Here is a 12,680-nt window from a genome sequence, read left to right on the forward strand (position 1 = left end):
TTTATTTTACTTCGGCAAAAACACTAATTTATTTTTACTCTTTTTAATTTCTGACGGATTCAGTTTCATTTTCACAAACTTACCGTCTATATATTTCTGAGCTTGATCTTTATAATGCTCACTAAACACATTTCCTGATTGCCCCGTTGGTAAAATTGCAATACTATTTTCTACATCCGAAAAATCAACAATTCTACGTGTAGAAGGCCCAGCGGTAATTTTGTACACCCCAGTACTATCAAGACTATAAATTTGATTGTTAATTACCTGATCTCCACCTCGGGTTTTAAATGGTCCAACATTAAATAATTTACGTAATAATCCTCCTGCTTTTCCTATCGGATGCTCATATTCTACCGAAGCAACTCTATACCACTTCCAATCATCAACATTTTCTCCTAACTGATTTTGTAAAAAAGAAAAAGTGCTTTTAAACGATTTAGTAATAATATCTTCTCTAGTTTCAACTTTCTCTTTTGTTGAAATATCATCCCACCAAACTGATTTTTCTCTTTTAGCCTGAACTGGTAACACTTTTTCTATGAATGGTGTATTTTCAAATTGAGCATAGACTTTTCCCATTTCATCCTCGAAAGTATTTTTTTGAAATTCATAAATCACTCGATTATAAATTACAGGCTCAACTTTATTTTCTCCATAAAACCCATTCCAATCTTCAAGAATTTTAATTGCTTTTTTTTCGCTTGCCGAAAAATCAGAAATCGTTAATGATTTAATTAAGTCTTTAGCAATTTCTGGAGCTGTTGGTGAAGTTACATCATAAATCATTGCTGCTACATCTTCTTTTGTCCAATCATTTTTAGGTGCTATTAAATCAACAATTCTACGCCCTCTATCTTCTGATAAATAATATCCAGGATATAAAATTCCTGCAATAGAATCTGGTTGATTATTTGCTGAATACACATAATTCCAACTCGGATTTATCGCTTGCGGATTCTCTTTAAAATCGATCCATTCTTTAATTTCATCATTACCAGAAGCTCCGTCTAAAATCAATTTTGTATTTAAACTATCTCGGTACTTATACAACTTTCCAGAAGCAAACCAAGCAATATTATCTTTTGCATCACCATACATAATATTTAATCCTGGTGCGTGTAATTTACTAGCACCTTTTTTAAATTCTGATAATGATTTTGCGTGCGACATTTCGTAACCAACTTCTAATAACTGATTGTTTAATTTGGTATAAATCCACTGCATTGCAATTGGTCGCTCATCATCAATAAAATCAATTAAACCATTCATTACAGGCTCGTGCTTAGAAACTTTTACTTGAAAAATAGTATCAACATCACCTTTAATTTTTATTTTTTTATCGATTAACTTATACTTCTGATATCCAGTTGGAGTTTTATATTCCATCGGATTATTCGGGTTATTTTTTTCGTGATAAAAATCAATATCATCATTCTCAAACATTGTTAATCCGTAGGCATACTCTTTATTATGACCTAATAAAGGAAATGGTGTTAATGCTAAATTGAACCCGTAAATTTCATAATCTGGCGTTTTAATATACGATTGATACCAAACTGAAGGTTGTGAAAACCCAATATGTGGATCGTTTGCAAAAATTACTTTTCCGTTTTTCGTTTTTTCTGATCCTAAAACCCATGCGTTACTTCCTATAAATGGAGAAATCGGTAATTTTTCTAGCAACGTACTCATTGCTTGCGCAAACTCCCCTTTAATTTCAGCGTTTTTCTCATTCTTAATCAAAGTAAGATTTTTAAAATTAGCTCCGTTTAATTCCTCAAAATAAGTGTCTCCTAATTTTTCTTTTATCTCTGTTAATAATGGATCTGTTTTATGTGCAACCGCAAAACTAAAAGCCATATATCCGAATACATTATATACATCTTTTACGGTATATTTTTCTTTATCAAGTCCCACCAAATAAAATTCTAACGGAGTTGCTCCCTCATCAATAAATTGATTGATTCCGTTTAAATACGCTTCGGTTAGTTTATAAGCTTCCGAATTCTTATCTAAATTTTGTATCGTTTTCTCAGCAGCTTCCTCAATTCCTAAGCCCGAGAAAAACTTATCTGTTCTTACCAAATCTTTCCCAAAAACCTCCGCTAACCTTCCTGCCGAAATTCGCCGAATCAATTCCATTTGCCATAATCTATCTTGCGCGTGCACATACCCCAAAGCAGTATAGGCATCCTGTTGATTTTGTGCGTTAATATGCGGCACACCAACCTCATCATAATACACCGTTACTTTACCTGATATAGCCGTTAATTCTAGTTCTCCGTTATATGTTGGATGTAATGTTTTCGTAAACATCCAAATACCAATAACTGATAATAAAAGGACAACAAAAATTATTTTTAACAGCTTTTTAAATAGTTTCATTTGGGATTGATTTTGCTCAAAGATAACAGAAATATAATTCGTATTTTTGGAGTTCAAAAAAATTCATTTATCTGATGAAAAAAATTCAAATGGTTGACTTGCAAGGTCAATATGCAAAAATAAAACCTCAAGTAAATAAAGCTTTCGAAAGCGTTTTAGACACCGCTTATTACATCGGAGGTCCGGAAGTTAAAGGCTTCGGAAGTGATTTAGAAAATTATTTAGATGTAAAACACGTAATACCCTGCGCTAACGGAACCGACGCGTTGCAAATTGCAATGATGGGCTTAGGTTTAGAGCAAGGTGATGAAGTTATTACTGCTGATTTTACTTTTGCAGCAACTGTAGAAGTAATTGCTTTACTAAAATTAACGCCTGTTTTAGTTGATGTTGAACCAGATACATTTAATATTGATATTGAAGCTTTAAAAGAAGCTATTACACCAAAAACCAAAGCGATTGTTCCCGTTCATTTATTTGGTCAATGTGCCAATATGGAAGCAATTATGAAAGTTGCTAAAGAACATAACTTATTTGTTATTGAAGACAATGCACAAGCAATTGGTGCAGACTACACCTTTTCTGACGGAACAAAAAAGAAATCAGGAACGATTGGAAATATAGGAACAACTTCATTTTTTCCGTCTAAAAACTTAGGTTGTTATGGTGATGGTGGCGCAATTTTTACCAATGATGATGATTTAGCACATACCATTAGAGGAATTGTAAATCACGGAATGTACAAACGTTACTACCACGATGTTGTAGGTGTAAATTCTCGTTTAGATAGTTTGCAAGCTGCGGTTTTACAAATAAAACTACCTTTATTAGATGGTTTTTGTGATGCTCGTAGAGAAGCTGCCATGAATTATACAGAAGCTTTTTCAAGTAATCCTAATATTATTACTCCTGCAATTAGTGTTTTTTCTACACATGTTTTTCATCAATATACTTTAAGAATTACGAATGGAAAACGAGATGAGTTACATCAACATTTATTAGACAACAATATTCCGAATGCAATTTATTATCCCGTTCCTTTGCATGCCCAAAAAGCATATAAAGATGAGCGTTACAACGAAGGTGATTTTAAAATTACCAATCAGTTAATTGACGAAGTAATTTCATTACCAATGCATACCGAGTTAGACGAAGATCAATTAGCTTTTATTACCAAAACAATTTTAGAATTTGTGCAATAATAAATAGTTATGAATCAAAAAATTAAAACACTTAAAATAATTCACCTAGCATTAGTAGCAGGGGTAACTCTTGCTTATTTTTTAATCGGTGATTTTAAAAACATCTTGAATTTAGAAATAGACAATGCATCCCTTGTTTATTCTTTTATTCCTGCGGTAGCGTATGTCTTGAGTAATTTTGTTTTCAAAAACACTTTAAACAAAATAAAAGAAGGTGATAGCGACGATGAAAAATTTGCTATTTATCAAACCGCTTCAATTATTAAGTGGGCAATATTAGAAGGCGCTTGTTTTTTAATTCTCTTTTTAAAACCAGACTTTCTTCTTTTTGGTGTTATTCTTTTATTCTATATGATTCTTTTAGCCCCTAAAGACGATAAAATAATGCAACTTTTAGGAATAAGGAATTCGAATTTATAAACTATGAAAAAAATAGTAGTTACCGGTGGCTTAGGTTTTATAGGTTCACACACCGTAGTTGAGTTACAAAACAAAGGTTTTGAAGTGCTTATTATTGATGATTTATCAAATTCTAAAATAGAAGTTTTAGATAAGATAACTTCTATCACAGGAATAAAACCAGCTTTTCATCAACTAGATTTACGTATAAAATCTAATGTTATAAATTTCTTTAAAAACAATACAGTTGACGGAATTATACATTTCGCAGCCTTTAAAGCTGTTGGAGAAAGTGTTACAAATCCGCTAGATTATTACGAAAATAACATTGGAAGCTTAGTATATTTATTACAAGAAATACGAAACAGAAAAATTGATAATTTTATCTTTAGCTCATCATGTACAGTATATGGCCAAGCAGATGAATTACCAATTACAGAAAATGCACCAACAAAACCAGCAGAGTCTCCTTACGGAAACACCAAACAAATTGGCGAAGAAATTATAAAAGAAAGTTGTAACGCTCATAATTTAAACGCAATAGCATTACGCTATTTTAACCCTGTAGGAGCTCACGATAGTATTAAAATTGGCGAATTACCACTAGGAGTTCCACAAAATTTAATTCCGTTTGTAACTCAAACAGCAGCAGGAATAAGAGAACAACTTTCTGTTTTTGGTAACGATTATAATACTCACGACGGAACTGCTATTCGTGATTATATTCACGTTGTTGATTTAGCAAAAGCACATATTGCAGCCTTAAATCGTTTATTAGAAAAAAAGAACACTACTAATTTTGAGTTTTACAATGTAGGTACAGGAACAGGGAGTTCTGTTTTAGATGTCGTTAATTCTTTTGAAAAAGTAACAGGCAAAAAATTAAATTATAAAATTGTAGATCGTCGCGCTGGTGACATTACTGCCGCTTACGCTGACACTACGATAGCTAACAAAGAGTTAAACTGGAAAACAGAAAGAAGTTTAGAAGACGCTTTGCTTTCTGCTTGGAAATGGCAAGAAAGTCAGAAATAAACTTTACAAAAAAAATCCCGCTAAAATTTAGCGGGATTTTAATTTTATACTAAAAATACTTCTAAGCCTCAATACTAGCACCACTCGCTGCTACACTTCTATCAATCTTACGCATTAACCCTTGTAAAACTTTACCTGGCTACAACCTCAATAAATTCAGCTCCACCATCAGCAATCATTGCTTGAATACACTGCGTCCATTTTACAGGAGCTGTTAATTGTGCTATTAAATTTTCTTTAATTTCATCGGGACTTGTAACAGCTTTTGCAACTACATTTTGGTATACTGGGCATGTTGGCTCACTAAACGTAGTTTCTGCTATTGCTTTTGCTAACTCCTCACGAGCCGGCTCCATCATTGGTGAATGAAACGCGCCTCCAACTGGTAAAACCAATGCTCTACGTGCTCCTTTTTCAGTTAATACTTCACAAGCCTTTTCAATAGCCTCAATTTCTCCTGAAATTACTAATTGCCCTGGGCAGTTATAATTTGCAGCAACTACTACGCCGTTTATTTCAGCGCAAGTATCTTCCACTATTTTATCTTCTAAACCTAAAACCGCTGCCATTGTAGACGGCTTAATTTCACAAGCCTTTTGCATTGCCAAAGCTCTCTTTGAAACCAATGTTAATCCGTCTTCAAAAGACAAAACTCCGTTTGCAACCAAAGCCGACAATTCTCCTAATGAATGTCCCGCAACCATTTCAGGTTTAAAATCATCACCCAATACTTTTGCTAAAATTACTGAATGTAAAAATATTGCTGGCTGCGTTACTTTTGTTTCTTTTAATGCTTCTGACGTACCTTCAAACATTATATCTGTAATACTAAAACCTAATATTTCATTTGCTTTTTCAAAAAGTTCTTGAGCTAAAGGTGATTTTTCATATAAATCTAATCCCATTCCTGTAAACTGCGCTCCCTGACCTGGAAAAATATATGCTTTCATGCTAAATTATTTAATTGTTAATTTGTTTAACGATGTAATATGTTGCGAAAATAATCATTTTTATTAGAAGCTCTTTCCTGCTTTTCGCTATATCTTTTTTGCTAGTGCCTTTACAATCTTTATGTCGTAACTAATTATCGTAGTAGCATATTCCTTTGTTAAAAAGCTTATTTATAACAAAAAAGGATGCCGCTACAATCAGGGCTAAGTCTATCTTCCAAAATCAGGTAAAACCTAAAAATATAGTACAATCCTTTATATGTAGCACAAACTACATTGTTTATAGGCAACTCTATTTTACAGATTGGCTGCTGGAATTTAGAAAAATTCGACTTAAAAGTTGACGATAAAACACCTATTTTTACCTTTTAAACAAAATTTATGGCTACTAAGTTTTTTTATCACATCTTCAAAAACCAATTTTCTTTATCAGATCAAACAGCAATCTATCTTAATTTGATAGTAAACCTACTTGTAATTGCTATTTTAGGATATATTTTTTTTAAAACATTTCGTTATTTTGGTAGTAACTTTATAAAGAAAGTAGCTGCAAAAACAAAAACCGACTTTGATGATTTACTAATTAAGAACCGCGTATTTTTAAATATCTCGAGAATTGTAATCTTTGTAATTCTTTACGCGCTCTTATCTTTAATTTTAATAGATTTTCCTGAGTTTTTAAAATACGCAGATCGAATTATTAATATTGCTATTTTATTTTCAATCATCTGGTTTATTAAAAGTATTCTATTAACCATAAAAGATTTCTTAAAGAACTTCACTGCTTTTAAAGACAAGCCTTTAGACAGTTATGTGCAAACTTTTATGATGATTTTGTGGATTATTAGCTTTATAATTTCATTCTCAATACTTACCGGTAAGCCACTTATCCGATTTCTTACAGCTTTGGGAGCTTTTTCTGCCGTGTTACTACTTATTTTTAAAGACACCATATTAGGTTTTGTTGCTAGTATTCAAATATCTGTAAACGATACAGTACGTTTAAATGATTGGATTACGATGGATAAATACAATGCCGATGGAAACATAACTGCAATTAATTTAGCCTCGGTAATTGTAAAAAACTTCGACAATACAGTAACTAGCATTCCTACTTATTCATTGATTTCTGATTCGTTTAAAAATTGGAGGCCATGGATAATTCTGGCGGACGTAGAATAAAACGATCAATCTTAATTAAAATAAATAGTATTGACTTTTTAACAGATAAAGATATTGAGCATTATAAAAAAATAGCGTTACTTACCAATTATGTTACAAATGCTTACAACGATGTAAAACAGCATAATTCAGAACACAATATTGATAAATCGCTTTTAATTAACGGAAGAAATTTGACTAATTTTGGATTGTTTAGAAAATATTTAGATGAATATTTAAAACAACATCCTAAAATAAATCAAGAATTATTGTTTATGTCTCGCCAATTACAACCAACTGCAAACGGAATTCCATTAGAAGTGTATGCTTTTTGCAAAAACAAATCTTGGTTGGCATACGAAAAAGACATGGCTGATATTTTTGATCATATTTTAGCGAGCATAAAATATTTTAACTTAGAGGTTTTCGAAAACCCTACTGGAACAGATATTTTAACCATTAAAAAATAAGCATTGACAACGATAAAATCAACTTCTTTATGGCAATTAGCTATCCAAAAATTTAAGCAAAGTAAAATTGGTGTTTTTAGCTTTTTGTTTATTGTTTTTTGCGGATTAACCGCTATTTTTTGTTATACCATTGCTCCAGATAATACCAATTCTGCTAATCAAATGCATTTAGAAATTCATTCTAAATCACCAGGATTTTCTGTGATGATGCTTAGTATTCCGTCAAAATCCACAGCACATCAATCTTGGTTTTCTGTTTTTATGGATGGAAAACAAAATTCGCCTACCGAAATACCTATAAAATCATATAAAATAATCGATAACCAATTAGAGGTTTTAAAATATTCAGATGGGCTGGCAAAGACCTATTCACTATCATTATTTAAAAATCAACCTAAAGCATATATTCAACAAAAAACTTTTTGGTTTGGAACCGATAAATATGGACGCGATTTATTAAGTAGGTTATTAATCGGAGCAAGAATTTCATTTTTTATCGGATTTATAGCTGTGTTTATTTCACTTTTAATCGGAATTCCGATTGGAGCAATCGCGGGTTATTTTGGTGGAAAGGTTGATATTATCATTATGTGGATTATTAATATCACCTGGTCTATACCTACGTTATTATTAGTAATCGCCATTACTTTAGCATTAGGAAAAGGCTTTTGGCAAGTGTTTATAGCTGTTGGTTTAACCATGTGGGTAGAAGTTGCACGTGTGGTACGCGGGCAGGTAATTACCACCAAACAGCAACAATATGTTGAAGCAGCAAAAGCGTTAGGTTTTTCTGATTTCAGAATTATTTTTAAACATATTTTACCGAATATTTTGGCACCTATAATTGTAATATCTGCAGCTAATTTTGCTGCAGCAATTTTAATAGAAAGTGGCTTGAGCTTTTTAGGAATCGGCGCGCAACCTCCTACTCCGTCTTGGGGCGCAATGATTAAAAATCATTATAACTATATTATTTTAGGCAAACCGTTTTTAGCATTAATTCCGGGATTGGCAATTATGAGTTTAGTTATGGCTTTTATGTTGATTGGAAATACGCTGCGTGATGCTTTAGATGTGAAATCATAATTTTATACACTTCACTAAAGGTTAATAACGGTACCCGCGTTAGGGATTGTAGCATTTGTTTGAGCTCTTTTGTGAGGCACGAACGAAAAGCGAGTGCGAAAAGCCCGACCCTTGTGGTAACGCTAAAAAAAGGAAAATTTGTACCTTCGCTTTTCAAAAAAAAATACAAAAATGAGTTTTAGTGTAGATTTTAAAACAAGATGGTCAGATTTTGATGCCAATATACATATGCGACACACAGCATACAACGATTATGCTGCAGAGGTAAGATTGCGTTTTTTTAAAGAACATAATATTACGATTCAGGATTTTACAAAAGAAAAAACAGATCCGATTTTATTTGAGGAAAACACCAAGTTTTTACGTGAGGTTCATATGGGAACCGATATTTCGGTAAACCTAAAGGTAATTGGATTATCAAACAAAGGGGAACGTTGGAAAATTCAACATGAAGTTTTTAATGAAGCAGGGAAATTATCAGCAGTAATTACCGTGTACGGAGCTTGGTTAGATTTGGTAAAGAGAAAACTATCGGTGCCTCCAACCAAATTTCAAACAATTTTTGATCAAGTTGAAAAAACGGATGATTTTAAGGAGATTCTGCTAAAAAATTAATTACGCTATCTGTAATAAATTGATTTCGTCAATCTGAACTTGTTTCAGATTCTCATAACAAATGACTAGCTTTCTCTTAAAATGAGATTCCGAAATAAATTCGGAATGACGTAATAGAAGACTCAAACAAAAAAGTATTTAATTAATGAGTAACGCTAAAAAAATACAATTAGTTATTGCAATTATTGTTTTAATTGTTGGCTATTATTTAAAACCTCAAGAAAATACTATTGATTTTCCTGCGGATATTGTAATTGAAGATGCAAATGGTTTTAATTATTTACCAAGCTCAACAACGGGTGTTATTATAAAACACGATGGGTATCAATTATCTTATAATGAACAACACGAACAAGCGGAATGGGTTGCTTACTCACTAAGTAAAAGTGATATTGTTTATAATAATTTTAAGCGTCCTTATTTTATTAACGATCCAAAAGTAAAAACAAAGTCTGCCAATTGGAGAAGTTACAAAAAATCTGGTTATGATAGAGGTCATTTATGTCCTGCTGGAGATAAGAGATATTCTAAAGAAGCACATGATGAAACTTTTTACACGTCTAACATTACACCACAAAAGCATGATTTTAATGCTGGTGTTTGGAATAAATTAGAGCAAAAAACTCGTTATTGGGCTAAAAAACACAATCAATTATATATTGTTACTGGGGGAGTTTTAAAACCAAACTTAAAAACCATTGGAAAAGACAAGGTTAGTGTACCTAATCAGTTTTATAAAATAATATTAGACTATACACAACCTGAAATAAAGGCTATTGCTTTTTTATTTCCTCATGAAGAGAGTAAAAAACCTTTATATGAGTTTGTAGTTTCTATTGATGCTTTAGAAGAAAAAACAGGAATCGATTTTTTTCCTGAATTACCAGATGCTATCGAAACAAAACTAGAAGCTTCTAGTAATTATAAAAATTGGAGTTTTAGGTAATTACAACAAACTTTTAAAACAACAAAAAAGCTTCTCGTAAATGAGAAGCTTTTTTTAATCTGTACGGGCAAAGAGACTCGAACTACTGTTTTCTATTGAACTTTAAAAAACGAATAAAAAGACTTCAAACACTTATAAAACCTAACAAAAAACTAATTTTAATTTATTTATAGTTTTTTGAATTCATTAAAATTCATAAAAACACACTAAATTCAGGGGTAAAAACAGGGGTAAAATTTATATATTTACAAAAAAACAAGTATGCCATCTGCTAGCTATCGATTAAAAACTAATAGTAACTCCAATTCTATATATTTTAGATTCAAACAAGGACAGCTCTTTGATGTTGAAACCTCAACAGGAATAAAAGTTCCTAAAGGAAAATGGAGTGCTAAACTTCAAAAAATTAATCTCACAGATGAAATAGATTATAAAGTAATTAATCTAAAACTCAAAAATTTAAAAGTACATATAGAAAATCAATATAGTACAGATTCTCTTGAAGGCGTCCTCATAAATAATAAATGGCTCAAAAATAATATTAATAACTTTTTAAATAAAGCTAGTAATAACGGTAAGTTAGATGAAAAGTTATTTTTTAATACTTTTTTTCAATCATTCATAGACCATGCAATGAAACGAATCAATAACCCAAATAATCCTATCAAGTATAAGACAATTCAACATTACAACACCACTAAAAATAAGGTATTAGCTTTTGAAAGCCACTATGGAAAACACTTGAAACTAAAAGACATTAATTTAAAATTTCATATTAGTTTTATTGAGTACTTAGAAGTAGAACAACAACTAAACCCTAATACAATTGGTGGCTATATTGATGTCATAAAGCAAGTTTGTGGTAAAGCTCTACTTAAAGGATACGATATTAATAATGACTTTAAAAGCTCTGAGTTTTATACTCCTTCAAATAAAACTCTAGACACTTACCTAACCTTAGAAGAAATCCACCTAATTAACAAACATAAATACTCCCAAGACTACCTAAATAACGCTAGGGATTGGTTAATAATATCTGTATGGACTGGACTTAGAGTTTCTGATTTATTAACTCTTACAGAGGTTAATTTGGAAGATGACTTCATTAAGAAGGATACACTTAAAACTAAATTCCCAGTAATTATTCCGCTTCATAAACAAGTAAAAAATATCCTAAACAAAAGAAATGGCAAATTTCCAAGAAAAATAAGTGACCAAAAATACAATGACTACATAAAGGAAGTTTGCAAAGAAGCTGGTTTAACTGATATTATCAAAGGTGGTAAAATGAGTCCAATTACAACAAGTAAGAATGGTATTAAAGAAACGATACACAGAAAAAAAATTGGTAAATTCCCAAAACATGAATTAATTACAAGTCATATCGGAAGAAGAAGTTTCGCTACAAATCACTATGGTAAACTAGATACATTGACATTAATGAAAATCACTGGGCATAAAACCGAAAAACAGTTCCTAGACTACATTAAGATAACTCCTAAAGAATATGCAGTGAAATTAAGAACATACTGGGATAATATTAATTTTGACGAATTTGTAAATAGTTAGTAATATATATAATGGAAGAAAATAAACCACAAGACAAGTTTAGCAAACTATTTAAAAAGTATGATGATTCAAATTATGTTAGATATTTGTATGCTAATCGTAGAGATAATGTTGATGAAGATTTACTAATACATCCCTTTTCTTTTATCAAAAAAAAATTCATTGAAAACATTAACTGTAGTGAATTAAATTCATTTGACTCCTTATTACACTTTAAAAAAGAAATTGATTCTAAGTTTAGAAATGCTTATAACTGTTTTGAACTAGAGTACAGTATTTTAACTACAGGCAAAAGTACATATTTAAACAAGATTATAAATTATTTATTTGAATACATTCAAGCAATACCTAATAACCAAAATAAGGAAACTGAACATCATAGCTCAATAATTACCTATGCAATTATGGAAGTTTTAAAAAATATTTCCATTTCTCACATTCATCTTCATATCAATAGAACTAATCGTAAAAGACTATCTAAATGGTATAACGTTAATGAACCTATTATTTCTTTTGAATCAGTAATTATGCAAAGTGACAAAAGGTTTCAATCACTATATTATAAACACATGAATTCTTTTATTAACCAATCTCATTCTGATTGGCATACTTTTAAAGCTCTGTTTTTAGGAAAGCCTTTAGAAAAAAAATTGACTGGAAAGATGGCAAAGCTTCTCTATATTATTTCATTAAACTACTTATTAGCTCTAATGTAATTGTTAATCCAAAAAACAAACATTGGCAAATCACAGCTGAATTCTTCCTTGTCAAAAACGAAACTATCGTTGCAAGTGATATGCTTAATCAAAAAGCAACTACCGACAAGAGAAAAAGAGCAAAACTTGAAAAATTTGTCGAT

Annotated in this window: 11 protein-coding genes and 1 pseudogene; 10 read left to right on the plus strand and 2 right to left on the minus strand. The window is 31.1% G+C overall.

Features of this window, described 5'->3' with window-relative positions:
- Nucleotides 1-6 precede the first annotated feature (6 nt).
- On the minus strand, nt 7-2,388 hold the full coding sequence (locus PG912_RS11600; RefSeq protein WP_275687657.1) for a penicillin acylase family protein: 2,382 nt from the start codon (nt 2,386-2,388) through the stop codon (nt 7-9).
- A 74-nt stretch (nt 2,389-2,462) separates the two neighbouring features.
- Between PG912_RS11600 and PG912_RS11605 the strand changes: the two genes are divergently transcribed.
- From PG912_RS11605 to galE, 3 genes are read left to right on the plus strand one after another with little or no spacing between them, the layout of a single operon-like run.
- Nucleotides 2,463-3,590: a DegT/DnrJ/EryC1/StrS family aminotransferase gene (locus PG912_RS11605; protein ID WP_275687658.1), complete on the plus strand. Its 1,128-nt coding sequence runs from the start codon at nt 2,463-2,465 to the stop codon at nt 3,588-3,590.
- A 9-nt stretch (nt 3,591-3,599) separates the two neighbouring features.
- Nucleotides 3,600-4,010: an MFS transporter gene (locus PG912_RS11610; RefSeq protein ID WP_275687659.1), complete on the plus strand. Its 411-nt coding sequence runs from the start codon at nt 3,600-3,602 to the stop codon at nt 4,008-4,010.
- Nucleotides 4,011-4,013: 3 nt separating this feature from the next.
- Entirely contained in the window at nt 4,014-5,024 is a 1,011-nt protein-coding gene (gene galE / locus PG912_RS11615; protein ID WP_275687660.1) for a UDP-glucose 4-epimerase GalE, read from the plus strand.
- A gap of 61 nt (nt 5,025-5,085) precedes the next feature.
- On the opposite strand, the pseudogene fabD reads toward galE, so the two are convergent.
- Nucleotides 5,086-5,974: pseudogene (gene fabD, locus PG912_RS11620) on the minus strand (ACP S-malonyltransferase).
- Nucleotides 5,975-6,355: 381 nt separating this feature from the next.
- Here fabD and PG912_RS11625 point away from each other — a divergent pair.
- The 7 genes from PG912_RS11625 (at nt 6,356) to PG912_RS11655 (ending at nt 12,537) form a co-directional block, all read left to right on the plus strand.
- Entirely contained in the window at nt 6,356-7,156 is an 801-nt protein-coding gene (locus PG912_RS11625) for a mechanosensitive ion channel family protein (RefSeq protein WP_275687661.1), read from the plus strand.
- Nucleotides 7,129-7,605 (plus strand): mechanosensitive ion channel domain-containing protein, encoded by a 477-nt coding sequence (locus tag PG912_RS11630; protein ID WP_275687662.1) that lies wholly within the window; start codon nt 7,129-7,131, stop codon nt 7,603-7,605. Before PG912_RS11625 ends, PG912_RS11630 begins: the two co-directional genes overlap by 28 nt.
- 3 nt (nt 7,606-7,608) lie before the next feature.
- Complete coding sequence (locus PG912_RS11635) at nt 7,609-8,691, plus strand: ABC transporter permease (protein ID WP_275687663.1); 1,083 nt, start codon at nt 7,609-7,611, stop codon at nt 8,689-8,691.
- Between the two features lie 171 nt (nt 8,692-8,862).
- The gene (locus PG912_RS11640) at nt 8,863-9,306 is read left to right on the plus strand and encodes an acyl-CoA thioesterase (protein WP_275687664.1); all 444 of its coding nucleotides are present in this window, start codon (nt 8,863-8,865) and stop codon (nt 9,304-9,306) included.
- A gap of 145 nt (nt 9,307-9,451) precedes the next feature.
- Nucleotides 9,452-10,252, plus strand: a complete 801-nt coding sequence (locus PG912_RS11645) for a DNA/RNA non-specific endonuclease (protein ID WP_275687665.1) — start codon at nt 9,452-9,454, stop codon at nt 10,250-10,252.
- Nucleotides 10,253-10,513: 261 nt separating this feature from the next.
- On the plus strand, nt 10,514-11,821 hold the full coding sequence (locus tag PG912_RS11650; protein WP_275687666.1) for a phage integrase SAM-like domain-containing protein: 1,308 nt from the start codon (nt 10,514-10,516) through the stop codon (nt 11,819-11,821).
- 11 nt (nt 11,822-11,832) lie between these two features.
- The gene (locus tag PG912_RS11655; protein ID WP_275687667.1) at nt 11,833-12,537 is read left to right on the plus strand and encodes a hypothetical protein; all 705 of its coding nucleotides are present in this window, start codon (nt 11,833-11,835) and stop codon (nt 12,535-12,537) included.
- Nucleotides 12,538-12,680 lie beyond the last annotated feature (143 nt).

Source organism: Tenacibaculum retecalamus, from assembly GCF_027941755.1.
Taxonomy (GTDB): Bacteria; Bacteroidota; Bacteroidia; order Flavobacteriales; family Flavobacteriaceae; genus Polaribacter; species Polaribacter haliotis_B.